Raw genomic sequence first — 21623 nt, forward strand, 5'->3', positions numbered from 1 at the left:
CGCGCTACGCTGATCGGCGAATGGCAGGCGAGGGAGAGCAGCGCGCGTGCAGGACCACAGCAAGATCGCAATCTTCGACGGCCACAACGACGCGGCTCAGCAGCTCGTTGAATACCGGGAAGATGGACGGGATTTCCTGGTCCGCGCGGAGCAGGGCCACCTCGATCTGCCGCGCGCCCGGGAAGGCGGCATGGTCGGTGGCCTGTTCGCGCTGTACGCCAAGGCGGAGCATCCGCGCCAGGGCGATTTCACCCGCACCGCCGACGGCTACGAGGTGCGTCTTGCCGATCCGATCGATGCCGCCTACGCGCACCGCACCATCGATGCGCAATTGAGCGCGCTGGAGCGCATGGTGGCGCGCGCCGACGGACAAATCCGCCGGGCGACCACGGTGGATGAGATCGAGGCGGCACGACGAGACGGTGCGTTTGTCATTGTGGTGCACCTCGAGGGCGCCGAAGCGATCGACGCCGACCTGGACGGGCTGGCGGCGCTCCATGCCCGCGGTCTGCGGTCGCTCGGTCCGGTCTGGAGCCGCCCCAACATCTTCGGCCACGGCGTGCCGTTTGCCTATCCGCGCTCGCCGGATACCGGTCCGGGGTTGACGGATGCGGGAAAAGCGCTGGTCAAGGCCTGCAATCAGCTCGGCATCATGGTCGACGCAGCGCACCTCAACGAGCGCGGCTTCTGGGATCTGGTGGCGATCAGCACGGCACCCATCGTCGCCACCCACGCCTGTGCGCATGCGGTCTGCCCGGCGACTCGCAACCTCACCGATCGGCAACTCGACGCCATCACGGCATCAGGCGGCGTCGTGGGTTTCAATTTCAGTGTCTCCGAGGTGCGCCCGGACGGGCGCAGTGATCCGGACGCCCCGATCGAGACGGTCGTCGACCACCTCAGCTATCTGATCGAGCGGATGGGTGACGATCATGTGGCGCTGGGGTCCGACTTCGACGGTGCGGTGATGCCACGTCCGCTCAAGGACGCGAGCCATCTGCCGAACCTGATCCAGGGCCTGCGCGCGCACGGCTTCGATGAGGCCACGCTGCGCAAAATCGCCTTCGACAATTGGATGCGGGTGCTGCGCCAAAGCTGGCGGTGAAAACCGCTGCACACTTTCCATCGATCGTGATCTATTGTCGGCGAACAACAACGGCGCGGCCGGTCAACGGCCCGATTCAGGGAGCGTGACATGCAGGACCGCACATGGTCGAGACGCGACTGGCTCAAGGTGACGGCAGCGACCGCGGCCGGCATGGTGTTCGCCGAACCCTTAAGGGCGGCGGCGCCGCCGGCGGAAGCGGTGACGCCGGAGCTGATCGCTGCGGCCAAGAAGGAAGGCAAGATCTCGTTCTACAGCGCGCTGGAATTGAACACCGCCGAGCGGCTCGCGCGTGACTTCGAGCAGAAATATCCCGGGATCGCCGTCCGCGTTGAACGTTCCGGCGCGGAGCGGATCTTCCAGCGCATCGCGCAGGAGCAGGGCAGCGGCATCCATGCCGTCGACGTCGCCAACTCGACCGATCCCGCGCATTATCTCGACTGGAAGAAGAACGACTGGCTCGCGGCCTACCTGCCGGAAGAGGTCGTCAGGAATTTTCCCGCCGACCAGATCGATCCCGACGGCACCTCCGCGACGTCCTGCGCCTGGTTCGAGGTGATCGGCTACAACACCGATCAGGTCAAGCGCGAGGAGGCGCCGAAGAGCTACGCCGATTTGCTCGACCCGAAATGGCGCGGCAAGATCGTCAAGGGCCACCCGAGCTATTCCGGCGCGATCATGACCGCGACCTTCGTGCTGGCGCGCGACCTCGGCTGGCCGTATCTGGAAAAGCTTGCGCAGCAGCGGGTGATGCAGGTGCAGTCTGCGGCCGATCCGCCGAAGAAGATCCTGCTCGGCGAGCGCGCGGTCATGGCCGACGGCAACGACTACAACCTCGTGCTGGCCAAGGACCAGGGCAAGCCGGTCGAGGTGGTCTACCCGACCGAGGGCTCGCCGCTGATCATCGTGCCGAGCGGCATTTTCAAGAGCGCGCCGAACCCGAATGCGGCACGGCTGTTCCAGAGCTTCTTCTTCAGCGCCGAGACCCAGCAGATGCTGGCCGACGAGTTCGCGCACCGCTCGTTCCACGGCAAGGTGAAGGAGAAGGCTGGCCACGTACCGCTCGACAAATTGAAGATGCTGAAGGCCGATCCGGCCCAGGTGCAGGCGCAGAGCGAGGAGATCAAGGCGCGCTACGCGAAGCTGTTTCGCGTATAGACGTCAGGCACCGCATCGTCGTCCCGGCGCATGCCGGGGCAACGATACGGATTGGGCGGCGCCGGGCTAACCCCCGACCTCCGCGCTGAGCATGGGCCCGAACAGCTCCCATCGCTCCCCCTTGAACCGTCTGAGCTGCATCTGCTTGATCGGCGCGAAATCGATCGGGCTGGTGTTCATCGTGATGCCGGGCAGCAGATTTTTGGTGCGGAAAGCCTTCAGGTTGGCGGCCTGTCTCATCACGTTCGCGCGGGTGAGATCATCGCCGCACTGCTTCAGCACCTGAACCAGCGTCTGAGCGGCGTTGTAACCCGTTATCACCAGGCTGTCGGCCCGGTTGCCTTCGGGGAAGTATTTGGCGAGATATTCGTCGAACGCCTTCATGCCGGGATCGTCCTTCCATTGCGGATCGAGCGGATCCATCAGGTAGGCCACTGAAATGATGCCTTGTGCATTCTCGAAGCCCGCAGGCTGGATTACGGCGCCGATCGAGGAGCCGACCGAATTGAGGATGTGCAACGGTTTCCAGCCGATCTCGGCAGTCTTCTTGATGGCCTGCGCCGCGAATTTCGGCGTGGCGATGTCGACGAAGACATCGGCATTCATCGATTTCATCTTGACGATGTGCGTGTCGATGGTCGGCTCGGCGACCTCATACGCATCCTCGGTCACGATCATCGACGCCGCCTTGTCGCCAAGACCGTCCTTCAGGCCTTTGAGATAATCCTTGCCGTAATCGTCGTTTTGGTAGAGGACAGCGATCCTGCCATTCGGCCGCTCCTTCAAGATGTGCTTGGCGTAAATCCGTCCCTCGCTCTGGTAGCTGGGCTGCCAGCCCATGGTCCACGGGAAGTTCTGCGGATCATTCCATTTGGTCGCGCCGGTTTGGATGAACAGCTGCGGCACTTTCTTTGTGTTCATGTATTTCTGAATGGCGCCGTTGGATGCGGTGCCGAGTGCGGCGAAGATCAGCAAGACCTCGTCGCCTTCGACCAGCTTGCGCGCCTGCTCGACCGCTTTCGGCGGACTGTAGCCGTCATCATAGGAGATGAAATTGATCTTGCGGCCATTGATGCCGCCCTCGGCGTTGATCTTGCGGAAATAGGCCGCCTGGGCCCGGCCGTTGGTTCCATAGGCGGATGCCGGTCCGCTGTAGGGCATGATGTTGCCGATCTTGATCTCAGTATCGGTTGCGCCGGTGTCGTATTTCTTCTGGGCAAATGCGCTGCCGGCACAGACAGCGAGAGTAATGATGGCGGTCGAAAGCGCCGCCATTCGTCGAGCGACGAAGGACATCTCGTTTCTCCCCATGCAAAATACAAAATAAATGCGTCTGATTGTATCGAGGCCGCTTTCGCGGCCCGTACCGCGAGTGAACACCCGGCACCGATCATTGTCGATTCCGAACGTCGCAGATTGCGTGCCGCGTCGCATCGCTGCGCGCGGTTCGTCAGTGTTGCTGACCGTAGTGTTCCGGGAGTTCTGCCGCTATGCCGCACGCATCGCGCGCTGTGCGCGGTAGGCCTGGGGCGATAGCAGCGTCAGCTTACGGAAGGCTTTGCGGAAGCTGCTCTCGTCCTCGTAACCGGTGGCGCGGGCGATGGACTTGATCGGCTGCGTCGTGGTCTCCAGCAGCGTGCGGGCGTGCTCGACGCGGCGACGCATGATGAAGGCCTGCGGCGGCTCGTGGGTCAATTCGCGGAAGCGGCGGTTCAGCGTGCGCTCGCTCAGGCCCAGCGCATGCGCGAGGCTGCGCACCGTGACCGGCGCCTTGCCGGTGCGGCGCACCAGCATGTCCGCCTTGATCAGCAGAGGGTCCTGCCCGAACATGTAGCCGAGCGGCATGAAGATCGCCTGGGTGCGCTGGGCGGTGTCGATCACGGCATAGTCGGCGCAGACCTTTGCGACCTCCGCGCCTTCGACGAGCTCGATCAGCCGCAGCAGCAGATCGACCCACGACATCGGGCCGGCGGCGCAGACCAGGCGATCGGCCTGGGTGATAACGGCGTCGCCGGCGAGGTCGACCTTGGGATGGCGGCGGCGCAGCTCGCTTTGCAGCCACCAGGTGATGGTCGCGCGGCGGCCGTCGAGCAGGCCGGCATTAGCGAGCAGCAGCACGCCGCTGCAGAAGGCGCCGATCAGCCGGCCATTGGCATGTTGATGGCGCAGCCAGGCGCCGGCCCGGTCATATTGCGGTTGCAGGCGCTCGGCGGTCAGATGATCGACCAGGCTGCCCGGCACGATGATCGCGTCGCAGGCCATTCGCTTGCCGATGGCGCCATCGACCGCAAGCAGCTTTCCGCCGCCGGCGCGCAGCGCCTTGCCGTCGAGCGAGAGGGTCTGCCAGCTGAACCGCGCCTTGCCGCCGCGCAGCTGCATCACATGGTTGGCGAGGGTGAGGATGTCGGCGATGCCGGCGACCGCCGATTGCATACAGCCTTCCAGCGCGAGGATCGCAAGCTTCATGGGGACGTCCGGAATCTGCCGTCATCCTACCCGATCGGCACGATCGGGCGATGGCAGATATTGCCCGATCTCTGTCTGATCGGCCACTGCCTGATTGGGCCGTGGCGGTCCATCTTCGCTATCGTTGTCACAACCTCAGCAATGGAGAGAGACCATGCCTTACGTCACCATTTCCACCGTCCGCGGCATCTTCGACGTCGCGCAGAAGAAGGCGATGCTCGAGCGCGTCACCGATCTCATGGTCGAGATCGAGGGCCAAGGTAACCCCGATTTCCGCCGCAACGTCTGGGTCAAGATCGAGGAAGGCGAGCCGGCGAGCTGGTCGCTCGGCGGCATGATCCCGTCGCCGGACGTGATCGCGGGTAACTTCGGGCCGCTCGACGCCGGCGGGCGACGGGTCGCCAAGGCGAAAGTGTAACGGCCGCGACGACAAAAGGCGCTTCCGGTGGAAGCGCCTTTTGCACGCCGCGATCGGAGAGATCGGCGAAGATGCGTTAGGCGGCGATCGCGGCGGCGGCGCGTTCGGCGATCAGGATCGTGGGCGTCTGGATGTTGCCCGAGATCATGATCGGGATCACCGAGGCGTCGGCGACGCGAAGGCCCTCGAGGCCATGGACTTTGAAGGTTTGGGAATCCACGACCGCCATCCCGTCATTGCCCATCCGACAGGTCGAGGACGCATGATACAGCGTCGTGCAATGGCCGCGGACGTAGTCGGCGATGTCGGCGTCGCTGGTCGCCTCCACGCTCGGCGTGATCTCGTCCTCGATCAGCTCCTTCAGCGGCGACTGCGCCGCGATGCGGCGGTTGATCCGCACGCCCTCGACCAGCGTTGCGATGTCGCGGTCGCTCGGATCGGAGGAGAAATAGCGCGGATCGATCGCGGGATATTCGAGCGGATCGGCCGAGCGCAGCGTCAGCTCGCCGCGGCTGTTCGGCCGCTGCAAGGTCGAGTGCAGGGTGATGCCCGGCTTCGAGGACAGGAAGCGCACATAGTCGCGGTGCGGGCTGATGGCGCCATAGAGCTGCAAATCGGGCTCGACATCGGGGCGGCTGCGGACATGCGCGCCGGCCGCGACCCAGGGCGAGGAGCGGGGACCGCTGCGGCTGTCCTGCCACTGCTTCAGGCTGACCTCGAGGCTCTCGTCGGTCCAGGCGCCGACGCCGATCTTCTCCCTGGTGTAGAAGGTGATGGGGATGTTGATGTGGTCTTGCAGATCCTTGCCGACGCCGGGCAGATCGTGCACCGGCGTCACGCCGACGGCCTTCAGTTCATCGGCCGGGCCGACGCCCGACAGCAGCAATTGCTGCGCGGAGCCGATCGCGCCTGACGACATCACGACATCGCTCGCCGCGTGTGCGGTCTTGAGCTGGCCGTTCTCGAGATATTCGACGCCGGTGGCGCGGCCCTTCTCGATGACGACCCGGATCACGCGCACGCCGGTCTTGACCGTCAGATTGGCGCGCTCCAGCGCGGGGCGCAGATAGGCCTTGCCGGTGCCGAACCGCTCGCCCTGCTTGATCACGAACTGGAAGAAGCCGGCGCCTTCCTGGCTCGCGCCGTTGAAGTCGAGATTGTGCGCGTGGCCGGCGGCCTTGGCGGCGTCCAGCCAGCGCTGCTCATTGGGGTCGACGAAGGGCACATGGGCGACATACAGCGGGCCCTTGGTGCCGTGCATGGGGCTGTCGGTGAAGTCGGCGTTGTTTTCGAACGCGATGAAATCCGGCAGCACGTTGCGCCAGCCCCAGCCGGTGCAACCGGCCTTCTCCCAGCCGTCATAGTCGGAGGGCAGGCCGCGGATGTAGATCATTGCATTCATCGCGCCGGAGCCGCCGATCATCTTGCCGCGCGGCCAGAACACCCGGCGGCCGCGACAGCCGGCCTGGGGCTCGGTGTAGAACCCCCAATCGACCGCGGTGTTGAACATCGTCGGCCAGTCCGACGGGATGTCGGATGCCAGCGGCGCGGCGCGGCCCGCTTCCAGCACCAGCACCTTGCGGGTGGGATCGGCGGACAACCGATTGGCCAGCACGCAGCCGGCCGAACCTGCGCCCACGATGATCGTATCGTACATCTGTCATTCCACTCCGTGAGGTCTTCAAGGTTCTCCGTGATGCTGCAATTTCTGGGCCGATGTCGCGCGCGAACGATCGTCGGTTCGTCGGATGGGTGGAGCCCAAAAACAAAAGGCGCCTCCGATGGAAGCGCCTTTCGCATTGGTCAGTGCTGCAAATCTTACAGCGAATAGTACATCTCGAACTCGACCGGGTGCGGGGTCATTTCGAAACGGGCGACCTCGGTCATCTTCAGCTCGATATAGGCGTCGATGAAGTCGTCGTCGAACACGCCGCCGTTCTTGAGGTAGGCGCGATCCTTGTCGAGGCTCTCGAGCGCCTCGCGCAGCGAACCGCAGACGGTCGGGATCTGCTTCAGCTCTTCCTTCGGCAGATCGTAGAGGTCCTTGTCCATCGCCGGACCCGGATCGATCTTGTTCTTGATGCCGTCGAGGCCGGCCATCAGCATCGCGGCGAAGCCGAGATAGGGATTGGCCATCGGGTCGGGGAAACGCACCTCGACGCGCTTGGCCTTCGGGTTCGCCGTGTAGGGGATGCGGCAGGACGCCGAACGGTTGCGCGCGGAGTAGGCAAGCAGCACCGGAGCCTCATAGCCCGGGACCAGACGCTTGTAGGAGTTGGTCGACGGGTTGGTGAAGGCGTTGATCGACTTGGCGTGCTTGATGATGCCGCCGATGTAGTGCAGGCAGGTCTCCGACAGGTCGGCATACTTGTTGCCGGCGAAGGTCGGCTTGCCGTCCTTCCAGATCGACTGGTGGACGTGCATGCCCGAGCCGTTGTCGCCATAGACCGGCTTCGGCATGAAGGTGGCGGTCTTACCATAGATGTGGGCGACCTGGTGGATGCAGTACTTGTAGACCTGCATCTGGTCGGCCATCAGCGTCAGCGTGTCGAACTTCATGCCGAGCTCGTGCTGGGCCGAAGCGACTTCATGGTGATGCTTCTCGACCTTGACGCCCATCTTGGCCATCGCACCGAGCATCTCGGAGCGCATGTCCTGCACCGAGTCCTGCGGCGGCACCGGGAAGTAGCCGGCCTTGGTGCGGATGCGGTGACCGAGGTTACCACCCTCATATTCGGTCGAGGAGTTGATCGGCAGCTCGGAGGAGTCGAGACGGAAGCCGGTGTTGTAGGGATCGGCCGAATAGCGCACGTCGTCGAACACGAAGAACTCGGCCTCGGGGCCGACGAACACGGTGTCGCCCACGCCCATCGACTTCACCATCGCCTCGGCCTTCTTGGCGATGCCGCGGGGGTCGCGGTTGTAGGGCTCGCCGGTGGTCGGCTCGAGCACGTCGCAGGTGATGACCATGGTGGTCTCGGCGAAGAACGGATCGATCGTCGCGGTAACCGGGTCGGGCATCAGGCACATGTCGGATTCATTGATCGCCTTCCAGCCGGCGATCGACGAGCCGTCGAACATCGTTCCCTCGGCGAAGATGTCATCGTCGATCATGCTGACGTCGAAGGTGACGTGCTGCCACTTGCCGCGCGGATCGGTGAAGCGCAGGTCGACGTATTTGACGTCGTTGTCCTTGATCGATTTCAGGACGTCTTTGGCGGTCTTCATGAATACCCCTTTTGATGTGCGGGTCGGTTTCCAGCGGTGAGCGACGTTATTTCCGCTTTTGGCGGGTTCGTGTGACTACTCAAACGAAATCAGGCTGCCGAAGCAGCCTTTTTTCTCTTTTGCCGTCAGAAATTCCGGATAGCACCGCCCTTAAATAGCGTCCAGCCCGGATTCGCCGGTCCGGATGCGGATGGCTTCCTCGATGTTGGAGACGAAGATCTTGCCGTCGCCGATCCGCCCGGTCTGGGCGGCGCGGCGGATCGCGTCGATCGCCTTCTCGACCAGGTCGTCGCCGATCACGATCTCGATCTTCACCTTGGGCAGGAAGTCGACGATGTATTCCGCACCGCGATACAGCTCGGCATGGCCCTTCTGGCGGCCAAATCCCTTGGCCTCGGTCACGGTGATGCCTTGCAGTCCGACTTCCTGGAGCGCTTCTTTGACCTCGTCGAGCTTGAAGGGCTTGATGATGGCTTCAATCTTCTTCACTGAGCGCCTCCCGGGCATTGCAGATTGCAGGGTCGAGTTCGATGCGCGTGGGGCGCAGTCAGGTTGGTCTTAAGCCTTCCGGCTTGTGGCCGGAAACACGCGCAATGGTCGCATGATGCGGCCCTTGTACGCGGCTTCCTCAAAAGCAGGGTCTATGCCAAGTTGTTAAGGTCCCCGATTTCGGAACGTTATCAGCCTTTTAACAGGCAATCGGCTGATATCGAACCAGATGGGCTATGATATCCAAGCCTAACAAATAGGCAAATAGATCAATCCGTATGCATTCGGTCATGAGAAGTCCCGCGAACGTCACAGGAATTGCCTCTCGAAAAGGCGAAGCGATTGAGGATTCGGCATGGACGTTCTGACCACCACCGAGATGGAGCGCGCCGACCGGCTGACCATCGCAGCCGGCACGCCCGGCTTTGCGCTGATGATGAGCGCCGGACAGGCCGTCGCTGAAGCTGCGATGGACCTGGTCGAGGAGGGGCCGATCGTCGTGGTCGCCGGCCGCGGCAACAATGGCGGCGACGGCTTTGTCGCCGCGGCCGAACTCGCCGCGCGCGGCCGCGAGGTCTCGGTGATCCTGCTCTGCGAGCGCGACAGTCTGCAGGGCGACGCGGCGCTGGCGGCCAAGGGCTGGAAATATCCGGTGCTGCCGTTCAACCCGCAGGCGCTCGGCAAGCCGGCGCTGATCATCGACGCGTTGTTCGGTGCGGGTCTCAACCGGCCCGTGAAGGGCGATCCGCTGGAGATGATCGCGGCCATCAACGCCAACGGTACGCCGGTGCTGGCGGTCGACCTGCCGAGCGGCATCAACGGCACCACTGGTGCGGTGATGGGCGCAGCGGTGCAGGCGACCGAGACCGTCACCTTCTTCCGCAAGAAGCCCGCGCATCTGTTGCTGCCGGGCCGGATGTATTGCGGCCGGGTCCGCGTCGCCGATATCGGAATCGATCCGCAGGTGCTCGACGAGATCAAGCCGCTGACCGCGGAGAACGTGCCGCAGGCCTGGCGCTGGTCGTTTCCGGTGCCGCGGATCGACGGCCACAAATATGCGAGAGGGCATGCCGTCGTGGTGTCGGGCGATCTCGCCTCGACCGGCGCGGCGCGGCTCGCCGCGCGCGCAGCGTTGCGCGGCGGCGCCGGCCTCGTGACGCTGGCTTCGCCGCGCGATGCGCTCGCCGTCAACGCGGCGGCGCTGACCGCAGTGATGGTGCGCGCGGTCGACAACCCGATCCAGTTCGCCGAACTGCTCGACGACAAGCGTCTCAACGCCTGCGTGATCGGTCCCGGCGCCGGGGTCAGCGCGCGCACCCGCGACTTCGTGCACACCGCGCTGACGGCGCAGCGGCATCTGGTGCTCGACGCCGATGCGCTGACCAGCTTTGCCGGTTCGCCGGACCGGTTGTTCGAGGCGATCAAGGCGTCCGATGGACACGGGGTAGTGCTGACCCCGCATGAGGGCGAGTTTCCGCGGCTGTTCAGCGACATCTCCAACAAGCATCCCGGCCGATCCAAGCTCGAGCGCGTGCGCGCCGCGGCCGAGCGCTCGGGCGCGGTGGTGCTGTTGAAGGGCGCCGATACCGTGATCGCTTCGCCCGACGGCCGCGCCAGCATCGCCGCCAATGCGCCGCCCTGGCTTGCCACCGCAGGTGCCGGCGACGTGCTTGCCGGCATCATCGCAGGCTTCCTGGCGCAGGGCGTCGCAGCCTTCGAGGCCGCCAGCATCGGCGTCTGGTTGCACGGCGAGGCGGCCGGCGAGGCGGGACCCGGCCTGATCGCCGAGGATCTCACCGAGGTGCTGCCGGCCGTATTCCGCCGCCTATATGACGAGTTCGGCATTGAGTATTAGGCGGCTCGCGCTTGCCGACATGGATGCAGCCGCGCTGGTGCATCGTGCGGCGTTCGACGATGCGTTGCCCTGGCTCGCCGGCCTGCATACGCCTGATGAAGACCGCTGGTTCTACCGCGAGCGGATGTTTGCGACCTGCACGTTATGGGGTGCGTTCGACGGCGAGGCGATGAACGGCGTGATCGCATTCCACGACGATTGGATCGAGCAACTCTACGTGCAGCCGGCCGCGCAGGGCCGCGGCATCGGTGGCGCGCTGCTCGAGATCGCGCGGCAGAACGCGGACCGTCTGCAACTCTGGACCTTCCAGCGCAACGCACGTGCGCGCCACTTCTACGAGGCGCGAGGGTTCGCGCCGGTCGAGGAGACCGACGGCCGTCGCAATGAGGAGAAGGAGCCGGACGTGCGCTATCTCTGGATTCGTGCGGCCGGGCGCTCGCCGGCTTAACCGGACCTCTAGAAATGAGGAACCACTTCGACGCTCGCCTTGAGCACCGCTGAAGCCGGCGAACCGTTCATCAGCTCGTAGGAAAATCGCGTCTCGAAATAGTCGGCGCCGAGGAAGCCCTTGTGAGGGCTGTAAGCGGTGCTGGTCTCATTGTCAGCCCAGTATTTTCCGCGCTTGGGGCTGACGAGAATCGTCTGGGGACGCATCGGACCCAAAGAGCCGTAGTGGATCCGGCATTCATGATCTTGCAGCACGATAATCTTGGCAACGACCGTGCAGCCCGGGCAGAGACTGATCCGCGGGACACGGCAATTCGGGTTGAAGCCCCCGCGCGCCTCGGCCACGTCGGCCGCTGAAACCGACAGGACGAGCAGCGAGAGGCAAAAGATGAGGAGTGAGGTTCGAGACATCCAGTGGCTCTTGATTCATCGGCACCTTGCCCAGTCATCCTGGAACACTCCGGGGCGAGGGGCACGTTACGTTTTATTGCCCAACGCGAACCGGGATTGCTGGGTCCCTTGCGTGACGGCAGTGACCGGCATTGTTCGCCTGAACTGAACAACTGGTTAGATATTTGCGTTTCTTCGATCGGTCCGGCTGGCCTATACGATCGCGACCGTTGCCTCTCGCCTGGACCAATTTCGATGAACGCACCGAGCAGTCTGCTTTCTACCACCGAGCGAACGGCCACTCCGTTTCAGGGGGGCGTCGACCCGGCATCCTATCGCGCGGCGATGCGCCATCACGCTGGTGCGGTGACGATCCTGACCGCGGGCGGGCCGGGCGACAGGACCGGGATGACGGCGACATCGGTGTGCTCGCTGTCGGACACGCCGCCGCGGCTGATCGCCTGCGTCAACCGCTCGGCGAGCGCGCATGGCCTGATCCGGCGCACGGCCGCATTCGGCGTCAACATGCTGCATGCCGACCAGGCCGAACTCGCCAATGTGTTCGCGGGGCGCCGTGGCATCGAGCGCGACGATCGCTTCAGGGAAGGCGACGGCTGGCTGTCGCTTGCAACGGGCACGCCGATCCTCAAGGACGCGCTGATCGGGCTCGACTGCGAACTGATCGACGAGCACGCGCATGACACCCATTCGATCTTCGTCGGCGCGGTCCGCGCGATGCATCTGCGTGAGGGGGAGACGCCGCTGATCTATTCTGGCGGCGCATTTCGCGCGCTCGCTCCGGCGCGATGAGTGACGGCGGACGGCTCAGGGACGCGGCTTGAGGAACTTGTGAATCACCGACGTCAGCGCGCTGGCGGCCGGCGAGAATGACTGGCCCCGCAGTGAGACGATGCAGACGGTGCGCTCCAGCGTCGGGTTGACGATCGGCAGTGCCTGCATGGTCTTTTTGATCGGTCGCGGCAAGGCGACTTTCGGCAGGATGCCGACGCCGAGGCCGGCGCCGGCCAGCGCGGCCAGCGTGTAGCTGTGCTCGACCTCGAACTTGATCTTCATTTGAAGGTTGCGCACCGCGAGCGCGCGCTCCAGCATCGAGCGCAGCGCCGCCGATTTGGAGTTGAGCAGGATCGGGTAGGCGGACAGTTCGGCGAGATCGACCGAGTTGCGCTTGCGAAACGGGAACGCCCTTGTCGCCAGAGCATAGATCGGATCGTTGAACAACGGCGCAAACTGAAACTCGGTCGAGCCGTCCATTTCCGGTCCGATGCCGAAATCGGCCTCGCGGCGGCGCAGGCAGTCCAGCATATCCTCGGCCGCGAGCTCGCGCAGATTGATGTTGATGCCGGGGTAACTCGCCTGGAAGGCATGCAGCGCCTGCGGCAGGGTGGTTGCGGCGATGGTCGGAACACAGGCGAGCGACAGCGTGCCGCGCTGGATGTCGATCACCTCGCGGATCTCGCGCAGACCGTTGTCCCATTCGCCGAGCGCGCGTCGCGCATGCGTCAGCAGCTGCAATCCTTCCGCGGTCAGTTCGACGCGCCGCGTGGTGCGGTGAAACAGCGCGGCGCCGACCTGGTCCTCCAGCAGCTTGATCTGCATGCTGACCGCGGATTGCGAGCGGTTGAGCTGCTCGGAGGCCTGGCGAAAGCTCTTGTTCTCGGCAACCGCAATGAACATGTGGAGCAGCTTGAAATTGATCTGCGACATCGTCGTGCCTCGCAGCGATTATCCCGACGAACTGAACAGTTCTTAAGATAATCTCGTTAGAAAGATCAGTGTCGGACATCTAGCATGATTGCATTGGCCGCGGGAGATGATCCTGCGGCGCGATGCAGAAAAGATGCGCCATGTCCTTTACCGTCACCAAGCCGCGCACGCGCCGCGTCCAGCGTTCCGAGCTCGCAGTTCCCGCTACCTCCACCCACTTCTTCGAGCGCGCGGCGGCGAGCGCGGCCGATTTCATCTTCCTCGATCTCGAAGACGCGGTGGCGCCGCCGCGCAAGCCCGAGGCGCGCGAGATCGCGATCGAGGCACTGAACCGGATCGATTGGGGCAACAAGACGCTGGCGGTGCGGATCAACGGCCTCGACACCGAATGGGCGCATCGCGACATCATCGAGATCGTGAGCCGCGCGCCGCGCCTCGACCTGGTGATGGTGCCGAAAGTCGGCACCGCCTTCGACGTCCGTTTCGTCGACGCGCTGCTGACCGGGCTCGAACGCGAGTTCCCGCGCGCCAAGCCGCTCGGCATCGAGATCCTGATCGAGACCACGCTCGGCCTCGCCAATGTCGAGGACATCGTGCAGGCGTCGGAGCGGCTGGAAGCCGTGATCTTTGGCATCGGCGATTACTCGATCGATCTGCGCACCTGCGGCGAGATCATCGGCGCGTCCGATCCGCGCTATGCGGTGCTCACGGATGCTGACGAGCGCGGCGCGCGCCAGGTCCACTGGAACGATCAGTGGCACTTTGCGCTGGCTCGCATCGCCAATGCCTGCCGTGCCCACGGCTTGCGCGCGATCGACGGCCCCTATGCCAATTTCGGCGATGCCGCGGGCTTTCGCGCCAGCGCCGCGCGGGCGGCCGCGCTCGGCTTCGAAGGCAAATGGGCGATCCATCCCTCGCAGCTCGAGACCGCTAACGAGGTGTTCTCGCCGACCGCGCGGGAGATCGGCTGGGCGCGCGAGATCACGGCCAAAATTCAATCGGCGAGCGCCGGCGGCGACGGCGCCTTCGGGCAGGATGGCGTGCTGATCGACCTTGCGGTGCTGAAGCGCGCGCAGGCGATCATCGACCGTCACGAGGCGATCACGGCGGCGGGCAGGGAAGGGGCACGCAATGTCGCATGAGCCGCCGCTGGCCGGCATTCGCGTGCTCGACATCGCGACCTTCGTGGCGGCGCCGTTCTGCGGGACGGTGCTGTCCGATTTCGGCGCCGAGGTCATCAAGATCGAGCAGCCTGGCACTGGCGATCCCTTGCGGCGGTTCGGCACGCCGAGCGAATGCGGCGACAGCTATGTGTGGCTCAGCGAGGCCCGCAACAAGAAATCGGTCACGCTCGACCTGCGCAACCCGCAGGGTGCCGCGCTGTTCCGCGAGCTGGTGCGCCAATCCGATGTCGTGCTGGAGAATTTCCGGCCGGGCACGCTGGAGAAATGGGGCCTCGGCTTCGAGGCGCTGCGCGAGATCAATCCTAAGCTTGTGATGCTGCGCATCAGCGCCTACGGACAGGACGGCCCGCTGCGCGACAAGCCGGGCTTCGCCCGGATCGCGCACGGCTTCAGCGGGCTCGCTTATCTCGCCGGCGAAGCCGGACGGCAGCCGGTGATGCCGGGTTCGACCTCGCTTGCCGACTACATCTCGGGACTATGGGGCGCGCTCGGCGTCCTGCTGGCATTGCGTCACGCGGACGCGACCGGACAGGGCCAGGTCGTCGATATCGGGCTCTATGAATCGGTGTTCCGGCTGCTCGACGAGATGGCGACCGTGTTCGCCAAGACCGGCTTTGTCCGCGAACGGCTCGGCGCCGACACGGTCAACGTCGTACCGCACAGTCACTACCAGACCGCCGATGGCAAATGGGTGGCGCTGGCCTGCTCGAGCGACAAGATGTTCGAGCGCCTCGCTCAGGCTATGCAGCGTCCCGAACTCGCGACCGACCCGCGCTATGGAGCGATGGCCGGCCGGCTGGCGCGGCGCGAGGAGGTCAACGGGATGGTCGCCGACTGGATCGGCGCCATGTCGCTCGAGGCCGCGCTTGCCGAATGCGAGCGCTACGACGTGCCCTGCGGGCCGATCTACAGCATCGCGGATATCTTCACCGATCCGCAATACCGCGCCCGCGGCAACATCGCCGAGGTGCCCTCCCGCGCCAGCCCGATCGCGGTACCGAGCGCGATCCCGAAGATGTCGCGCACGCCGCCGCAGTTCAGGCATGCCGGCGTGGCGCTCGGCGCGCACACCGATGAAGTCCTGACCTCGCTTGCGGGCGCGACGGCTGAGGCGCTCGCCGCGCTGCGCAGCGACGGGGTGATCTGACATGAACCAGTGCTCACGCGGCCACGAAGGAACGACGCCATGACCAGGCAGATGAAACTGATCGGCTTCCTGCAGGCCCAGAATTGCTCGAACTATCCGGCCTCCTGGCGCCATCCCGACTCGAAGCCGAATTGGTTCTCGCGCGAGTATTATCAGGAGATCGGCCGCACGCTGGAGCACGGCAAGTTCCATCTCGCCTTCTTCGATGACCGGCTCGCGATCCCCGATCGGTTCTGTGACGATTTCCGCGAGACCATCCGTCATGGCGTGCGCGCGGCCAAGCTCGATCCGGTTGCGGTGGCGCTGACGATGGGGTTGGCAACCGAGCGGCTCGGCATCGGCGTGACCTACTCGACCACCTATTACGAGCCGTTCCACGTCGCGCGCGTGTTCGCGACGATGGACCTGCTGCTGGGCGGCCGTGCAGCCTGGAACGTGGTGACATCGCTGAACGACTCCGAGGCAGCAAATTTCGGCGCATCGCAGCATCTCAGCCACGATCTGCGTTACGACCGGGCGGACGAGTTCATGGAAGTCGTGCTCGGCCATTGGAACAGCTGGGAGGACGGCGCGGTCAGCTTCGACCGCGAAAGCGGCCTGTTCGCCGACCCGGCGAAGGTACACCGGCTCGACCATCACGGGCAGTTCTTCCGTTCGCGCGGGCCGTTCACGGTGCCACGCTCGCCGCAGGGGCATCCGGTGATCATCCAGGCCGGGCAGAGCGGCCGTGGTAAGACCTTCGCGGCGCGCTGGGGCGAGCTCATCTTCGTGATCTATCCGAACCTCGACATCGCGAAGAGGCAGTATGCCGACCTGAAGGGAACGCTCGTCAAAACCGGCAGGGACATCAGCATCGCGCCGGCGGTCTATCCGGTCGTCGCCGAGACCCAGGCAGAGGCCGAGGACAAGTTCGCGGCGATCAACGCCCTCGCCAAGCCGATCGACGCGCTGACGCTGTTGTCCGAGGTGCTGAATTACGATTTCGCGGCCAAGCCGATGGACGAGCCGTTCACGTCGGACGAACTCGCCTCCATCAGCGGGCTGCAGGCGATCCGCGACCGCGTGATGAATCTCTGCGGCAAGCCCAATCCGACCCCGCGCGACTTCGTCCAGTTCAGCGGGCGGGGAACGCTCGCCGAGCTGCCGACCTTCGTCGGTTCGCCCAAGACAGTCGCTGATCAGATGGAGCGCTGGTTCACGGAGGGCGGCTGCGACGGCTTTGTCGTCGCCGCCACCCATGTGCCCGGCACCTATCAGGACTTCGTCCGCCTGGTGGTGCCCGAGCTGCAACGGCGCGGCCTGTTCCAGCGCGAGTACCAGGGCGACACGTTGCGCGAAAATCTCGGTCTGCCGCGGCCGCAAGCCGCGCACGCAAACGACACCGACGAGGAGGCGCTTGCCTCGGCCGGGTGACGCCGGCACCGACATCGGCGCAGACAACGATCAAAACAAAATCAAAATCAGGGAGGCTGAAGTGACCACGACAGGCGTCAATGCGGGGGGCCGGCTCGACAGATTGCCGATCGCCGGATTTCACTACCGGATATTCGCGCTGATCGGAGCCGGATTGTTCGTCGATGGCTTCGAGATTTTCCTCGCCGGCAGCATTCTGGGCGCGCTGGTCCAGTCCGGGTATTCGGACCTTGCCCAGAATGCGCGCTTCATCTCTGCGACCTTTGTCGGCATGCTGATCGGCGCCTGGCTGGCAGGCGTTGCCGGCGACCGCTTCGGGCGCAAGTTCGCCTACCAGGCCAACCTCCTGATCTTCGGCATTAGCGCGCTGGCGGCGACGCTGGCGCCGTCGATGAACTGGCTGATCGCGGCGCGCTTCGTGATGGGCCTCGGGCTCGGCGCCGAGATCGTCGTCGGCTATGTCGTGCTCAGCGAATTCATCCCGCCGCAGCAGCGCGGGCGATGGGGCGCGGCGCTGGCGACCTGCACCAACGGCGCCTTGTTCGTCGCCACTCTCGTGGGGTGGGTCGTCATTCCGCATCTCGGCTGGCGCTGGATGTTCGCGCTGTGCGGCGTCGGCGCAATGATCGTCTGGTTCCTGCGGCGTTCGCTGCCGGAATCGCCGCGCTGGCTGGAGACACAAGGCAAGAGCGCGGAAGCGGAGGCGGTGCTGGCTGCGATCGAGCAGGAGGTCGGCAAGGGCAAGACACTGCCGACCCCGGCCTATCAGCCGGCTCCGGTGCGGCCCGATACCCGCTTCACGCGGCTGTTCTCGCGCGCGCTGATCGCGCGGACCATCGTCGGCTGCATGATCCTGATCGGGCTCAACACCGCAGTCTACGGCTTCATCGCGTGGATACCGACCTTCTTCGTCAAGCAGGGCATCAACCTGTCGTCGTCGCTCGGCTACACCATGCTGATGACGCTCGGCAGCCCGCTCGGCACGCTGTCCGGGATGTGGATCGGCGAGAAGATCGACCGCAAACCGTCGCTGATCGTGCTGTCGCTCGCTGCGGCCGCGCTCGGGCTGATCTATCCGATGTTCATCAACCCCGTTGCCTTCGTCGTGATCGGCTTCCTGCTGGTCTTCACGGTAGCGGTGATGCTGGCGCTGGCCTGGGGGCTCTACATCCCCGAGCTTTTCCCCACCGAGCTCAGGATGCGCGGCTCCGGCATCTGCAACACGGCAGGCCGACTGATGTCGATCGTCACGCCGTTCGTCGTGGTCGAGCTGTTCACGAGGTTCGGCGTCACCGGCGTCGTCTCCGTGGTGGCCGGGCTGCTGGTGGTGCAGGCGATTGCGGTCGCGGCGCTCGGCATCGAGACCCGCAAGCGTCCGCTGGAGGCGTTGCGGCCGGAGGCGATGGATGGCGAGACGTCGCTCGCTCAGGCGCGCGGCAAGCTGCAACCGAGTGGCGGTGGCATTGTCGCCGGCGGCGAGTAGGCGGTGGACCGATGGCCCTCAACGGAGAATAGCCACGTTGAACGCCCGCACTGCGCGCAGATGCGGGCGTTTGGTGATTACGCGGTGCGATTTATTCCGCAGCGGCGGCCAGTACGGATTGATTCACTCGCGTCTCGCCCTTGAGATTGTCGACGGTGACATGCGTGTCGTACCAGGTCAGCTGTGGTCGGACTCCGAACCGTTCAGCCAGCTCGTCCATCTTGGCCTCGGTGAACCACGCCTCGGCCGCTTGCCGGCTCTCCCACAGGTAGACACCGCCCGTACCGGCCTCGCCGTTGAGGTAGTCTTTGCGGATCAACCCCTTCGTCGCAAGATCGCAAACCAGCGGCAGCAGGAATCCGCAGGTCATCGCGTCCACAAACGGCGGGCAGCGCTTGATCGTGTCCTCGTCATGCTGGTTGATCGAAGAGAACGCCGTCGCCGGCATCGCCTTGAGCCAGTCGGGAACGCCCTGCGCCGCCGGGATGGGCTTCGGGATCAGGCCCTCAAGCTCCGCCGGACAGCGGAAATTGAGCGTCAGCTTGTTGGTGGTGGACATTGGGCGCTCCGATGTCCTGTTGGCCTGCATCAATGCACAGCAAAGGTGAAGCGCACGCAGCGCGCCCCCATTGCTTGCTAGCTGACGAGATATTTCGCCACCTCCGGCTCGTTCCACTCGATACCGAGCCCGGGACCGCGCGCGGTCACCGCGCCATCAACGATCTCGGCGGGCTTTGCCAGGATCGCGCCGGCGAAGTCGAGGAATTCGAGCCAGTGCGCGGTCGGCGTCACCGCCAGCAGATGCGCGCTGACCTCGGCGAACAGATGGCTCGACATCGGGATCGAGGCGGCGTCGGCCTGACCGGCGACCTGCATCCAGCCGGTGACGCCGCCGACCTTCATCACATCGGGCATGATGAAGTCGGATGCGCCGGCGGCGATCGCCTCGGCGAAGCCGCGCGGAAACCACCAGTTCTCGCCGGCCTGGATTGGCGTCGGCGAGGTCTCGCGGACCTTGGCGTGGCCGGACAGGCTTTCCTGCGGCACCGGCTCCTCGATCCAGTGCAGATCGTAGGGGGCAAGCCGGGCGATGCGTCGCGTCGCTTCCGCCGAATCGAGCGACTGGTTGAAGTCGATCATCAGCGCGATGTCGGGGCCGAGCAGGGCGCGCACGCCCTTCACGACGCGCTCGTCATTGGCGGCATCGCCGTCGCCGCCCTTGATCTTGATGCCGCGAAAGCCTTGGTCGAGCGAACGGCGCAGCGCGCGCTCGTCAGCCGCCGGATCGACCACGCCGTAGCTGTCATAGGCCCTGATCGGCTTTGCCGAGCCGCCGAGCAGCTCGACCAGCGGCCGGTCGGCGAGCTGGCCGAGCACGTCCCAATAGGCCATGTCGAGGCCGGACACCGCCATGCCGACCAGGCCTTGCGAGCCGAGCAGCCGAAACTTGGCGTCCATCGCCTTCATCAGGTCGAACGGCGCGACCGGCTTGCCGACCAGCTCGCGGCCGATCTCCTCGATCAGATAACAAAGCGGGTTAAGTGTGAGCTTGCTGTAGGCGAAGATGTAGGTACGGCCGATAACGCCTTGATCGGTCTCGACATCGATCAGGACCAGCGGGCCGGAATCGATCACGCCGAAGGCGTTCTTCACCGGGCGCCTGAGCGGCACCACGACGCTTCGCGCTTTCACTTTGCGGATCGTTGCAACTGTCTGCCTCATGGACGTTTCCTCTTTTTGTTATTGGACACTGTACCATCGGACGAGCCGCGGCGCGGCCCAATCGGCCGCGACTTGCTCGATCAGATAGCGGCCGGGATATTCGGCGAGGAAGGCGATGCGCTGAGTCTGGCCAGGCTCAATCGCGAGCGTGTCGAGCCAGAACGGCTTCCAGCCGTCGTCGAGCCGATCGAGCAGACGAAAGTGGTGACCGTGCAGGCGAAAGACGCCGGCGATCGCGCCGCGGTTGGCCAGCGCCAGCACCACCGGCCGGCCGGCCTTGGCCTGAAACGCCGGCGCGGTCGTCGGCTTGAACTCCGCCGGGCGGAACCAATCGGCGGGGTTGCCGAGCGCGAGATCGAATCGCGCCGCGCTCTTGAGGTCGAGCGCGGCCGGCATGTCGTTGCCCGGCAGTGGCGGGGCGGGCGGGAACGGCGCCGTCCGGACCGGCTGTTCGTTCGAGACGACGAGCTTGCCGACCGGGCGGGCCTGCTTGCCGTCATGCAGCAGGATCGGGAAGCTGTTTCCGGCAGGCCCGGCCGCGTCGACAAACACGTCGGTTCGGCCGCCCGGAGCCAGCACCAGGGCACCGTTACGGGCCAAAAACGGTTCGGCCGGCTGACCGTCGATGGCCATCACCCTGACGTCGAGGTTCTCCAGCTTGACCGCCAGCACGCTGCGTTGGCTGCCATTGATAAAGCGGAGTCTGAGCCGGGTATTGGCCGGTGCCGAGATGTCGTATGAGGTTTTGCCGTTAATCGTATGAATTGACGTCGAATCTTTCGGATTGCTGCCGGGCGGGATCGCGGTTCCGTCCGGCCGCAGCCGCCATTCCTCGATCAGCAAAACCTCGTCGCGATCAACCGCGACCGGTGAGGCGCCGGTGACGATCAGCGGGCGCGGGCGCGTCGGCGCCGTACCGCCATCGCCGAGCAGCGGCTCGCATAGGAAGGTGCCGGCATGGCGAAGCGGGAGCTGGAAGGTATCCTTTGCTGCGGTGGCGAGGGGCGCCCGGGAGACCAGAGGCTCCGCCGCCGGAACGCCATCGAGCCCGCGGCAATCGAGCGCGGCCGTGACCGGCAGCTCGTTGCCAAAGGTCACATCGAGAACCTCGCCGCGCTTGAAACGGAGGTCGCCGCTGCCGAGCGAGGAGACCGGGGTTTCCGGTCTGCCCGGATGCAGCGAAATGCGGTCGGTTTTGGCCTGCAGCGCGACAGCGGTGCGGCCCTGTGCCGAGCCGGTCGCAGGCCATGCCGGGCAAAGCGCCGCGGCCCCGAGGGCGATCATCAGGTCGCGCCGGGTGAGGGAGAATTCGGGGCTAGCCGCAGGACTTGTCATCCGGCCGATGCGGACCATTTTCGAGGGTACCTGTCCAGTCGCGATCGGTCGCAGGATG

Annotated in this window: 19 protein-coding genes and 1 pseudogene; 10 read left to right on the forward strand and 10 right to left on the reverse strand. The window is 65.1% G+C overall.

Annotation, left to right across the window (positions count from 1 at the left end; genetic code table 11):
- The first annotated feature begins 46 nt into the window (after positions 1-46).
- The gene (locus JQ616_RS07770; protein ID WP_212013485.1) at positions 47-1105 is read left to right on the forward strand and encodes a dipeptidase; all 1059 of its coding nucleotides are present in this window, start codon (positions 47-49) and stop codon (positions 1103-1105) included.
- A gap of 90 nt (positions 1106-1195) precedes the next feature.
- A complete protein-coding gene (locus JQ616_RS07775) occupies positions 1196-2263 on the forward strand; it encodes an ABC transporter substrate-binding protein (RefSeq protein WP_212013486.1) in 1068 nt (355 codons plus the stop codon).
- Positions 2264-2329: 66 nt separating this feature from the next.
- Here the strand turns inward: JQ616_RS07775 and JQ616_RS07780 are convergent, their stop codons facing one another.
- Together JQ616_RS07780 and JQ616_RS07785 are read right to left on the reverse strand one after the other, a co-directional pair.
- Entirely contained in the window at positions 2330-3559 is a 1230-nt protein-coding gene (locus JQ616_RS07780; RefSeq protein WP_212013488.1) for an ABC transporter substrate-binding protein, read from the reverse strand.
- 192 nt (positions 3560-3751) lie between these two features.
- A complete protein-coding gene (locus JQ616_RS07785) occupies positions 3752-4729 on the reverse strand; it encodes a GlxA family transcriptional regulator (protein WP_212013489.1) in 978 nt (325 codons plus the stop codon).
- Between the two features lie 154 nt (positions 4730-4883).
- On the opposite strand from JQ616_RS07785, the gene JQ616_RS07790 reads away from it, so the two are divergent.
- Positions 4884-5147, forward strand: a complete 264-nt coding sequence (locus tag JQ616_RS07790; RefSeq protein WP_212013490.1) for a tautomerase family protein — start codon at positions 4884-4886, stop codon at positions 5145-5147.
- Between the two features lie 76 nt (positions 5148-5223).
- Here JQ616_RS07790 and JQ616_RS07795 read toward each other — a convergent pair whose 3' ends face one another.
- The 3 genes from JQ616_RS07795 to JQ616_RS07805 all read right to left on the reverse strand — a co-directional run bounded on the left by JQ616_RS07795 (position 5224) and on the right by JQ616_RS07805 (position 8864).
- Entirely contained in the window at positions 5224-6804 is a 1581-nt protein-coding gene (locus JQ616_RS07795; protein ID WP_212013491.1) for a GMC family oxidoreductase, read from the reverse strand.
- Between the two features lie 161 nt (positions 6805-6965).
- Positions 6966-8375 (reverse strand): type I glutamate--ammonia ligase, encoded by a 1410-nt coding sequence (gene glnA / locus JQ616_RS07800; RefSeq protein ID WP_212013492.1) that lies wholly within the window; start codon positions 8373-8375, stop codon positions 6966-6968.
- Between the two features lie 150 nt (positions 8376-8525).
- Positions 8526-8864 (reverse strand): P-II family nitrogen regulator, encoded by a 339-nt coding sequence (locus JQ616_RS07805; protein ID WP_011441447.1) that lies wholly within the window; start codon positions 8862-8864, stop codon positions 8526-8528.
- 355 nt (positions 8865-9219) lie between these two features.
- Here JQ616_RS07805 and JQ616_RS07810 point away from each other — a divergent pair, with 355 nt between their 5' ends.
- Both JQ616_RS07810 and JQ616_RS07815 read left to right on the forward strand, forming a co-directional pair.
- Positions 9220-10719 (forward strand): NAD(P)H-hydrate dehydratase, encoded by a 1500-nt coding sequence (locus tag JQ616_RS07810; RefSeq protein ID WP_212013493.1) that lies wholly within the window; start codon positions 9220-9222, stop codon positions 10717-10719.
- Positions 10694-11167: a GNAT family N-acetyltransferase gene (locus tag JQ616_RS07815; protein ID WP_212013495.1), complete on the forward strand. Its 474-nt coding sequence runs from the start codon at positions 10694-10696 to the stop codon at positions 11165-11167. Before JQ616_RS07810 ends, JQ616_RS07815 begins: the two co-directional genes overlap by 26 nt.
- 8 nt (positions 11168-11175) lie before the next feature.
- Here JQ616_RS07815 and JQ616_RS39255 read toward each other — a convergent pair whose 3' ends face one another.
- A complete protein-coding gene (locus tag JQ616_RS39255) occupies positions 11176-11577 on the reverse strand; it encodes a hypothetical protein (RefSeq protein ID WP_249136570.1) in 402 nt (133 codons plus the stop codon).
- A gap of 234 nt (positions 11578-11811) precedes the next feature.
- Here JQ616_RS39255 and JQ616_RS07825 point away from each other — a divergent pair, with 234 nt between their 5' ends.
- A complete protein-coding gene (locus JQ616_RS07825; RefSeq protein ID WP_212013497.1) occupies positions 11812-12366 on the forward strand; it encodes a flavin reductase family protein in 555 nt (184 codons plus the stop codon).
- 15 nt (positions 12367-12381) lie between these two features.
- Here the strand turns inward: JQ616_RS07825 and JQ616_RS07830 are convergent, their stop codons facing one another.
- The gene (locus JQ616_RS07830; RefSeq protein ID WP_212013499.1) at positions 12382-13281 is read right to left on the reverse strand and encodes a LysR family transcriptional regulator; all 900 of its coding nucleotides are present in this window, start codon (positions 13279-13281) and stop codon (positions 12382-12384) included.
- A 140-nt stretch (positions 13282-13421) separates the two neighbouring features.
- Between JQ616_RS07830 and JQ616_RS07835 the strand changes: the two genes are divergently transcribed.
- The 4 genes from JQ616_RS07835 to JQ616_RS07850 all read left to right on the forward strand — a co-directional run bounded on the left by JQ616_RS07835 (position 13422) and on the right by JQ616_RS07850 (position 18508).
- Positions 13422-14423 (forward strand): HpcH/HpaI aldolase/citrate lyase family protein, encoded by a 1002-nt coding sequence (locus JQ616_RS07835; protein WP_212013501.1) that lies wholly within the window; start codon positions 13422-13424, stop codon positions 14421-14423.
- On the forward strand, positions 14413-15612 hold the full coding sequence (locus JQ616_RS07840) for a CaiB/BaiF CoA transferase family protein (protein WP_212013503.1): 1200 nt from the start codon (positions 14413-14415) through the stop codon (positions 15610-15612). Before JQ616_RS07835 ends, JQ616_RS07840 begins: the two co-directional genes overlap by 11 nt.
- Before the next feature lie 39 nt (positions 15613-15651).
- A complete protein-coding gene (locus JQ616_RS07845) occupies positions 15652-17025 on the forward strand; it encodes an LLM class flavin-dependent oxidoreductase (protein ID WP_212013506.1) in 1374 nt (457 codons plus the stop codon).
- Between the two features lie 61 nt (positions 17026-17086).
- Positions 17087-18508, forward strand: coding sequence for an MFS transporter (locus JQ616_RS07850; RefSeq protein ID WP_212013507.1), 1422 nt, complete (start codon positions 17087-17089; stop codon positions 18506-18508).
- A 331-nt stretch (positions 18509-18839) separates the two neighbouring features.
- Here JQ616_RS07850 and JQ616_RS07855 read toward each other — a convergent pair.
- From JQ616_RS07855 to JQ616_RS07865, 3 genes and pseudogenes are all read right to left on the reverse strand, one after another.
- A pseudogene (locus JQ616_RS07855) lies at positions 18840-19067 on the reverse strand (hypothetical protein); the annotation flags it as partial.
- A 77-nt stretch (positions 19068-19144) separates the two neighbouring features.
- A complete protein-coding gene (locus JQ616_RS07860; protein ID WP_212013508.1) occupies positions 19145-20230 on the reverse strand; it encodes an enolase C-terminal domain-like protein in 1086 nt (361 codons plus the stop codon).
- Positions 20231-20248: 18 nt separating this feature from the next.
- On the reverse strand, positions 20249-21583 hold the full coding sequence (locus JQ616_RS07865; RefSeq protein ID WP_212013509.1) for a multicopper oxidase domain-containing protein: 1335 nt from the start codon (positions 21581-21583) through the stop codon (positions 20249-20251).
- Between the last annotated feature and the right edge of the window lie 40 nt (positions 21584-21623).

Origin of the sequence: Bradyrhizobium tropiciagri (genome assembly GCF_018130545.1) — a bacterium.
GTDB lineage: Bacteria > Pseudomonadota > Alphaproteobacteria > Rhizobiales > Xanthobacteraceae > Bradyrhizobium > Bradyrhizobium tropiciagri_A.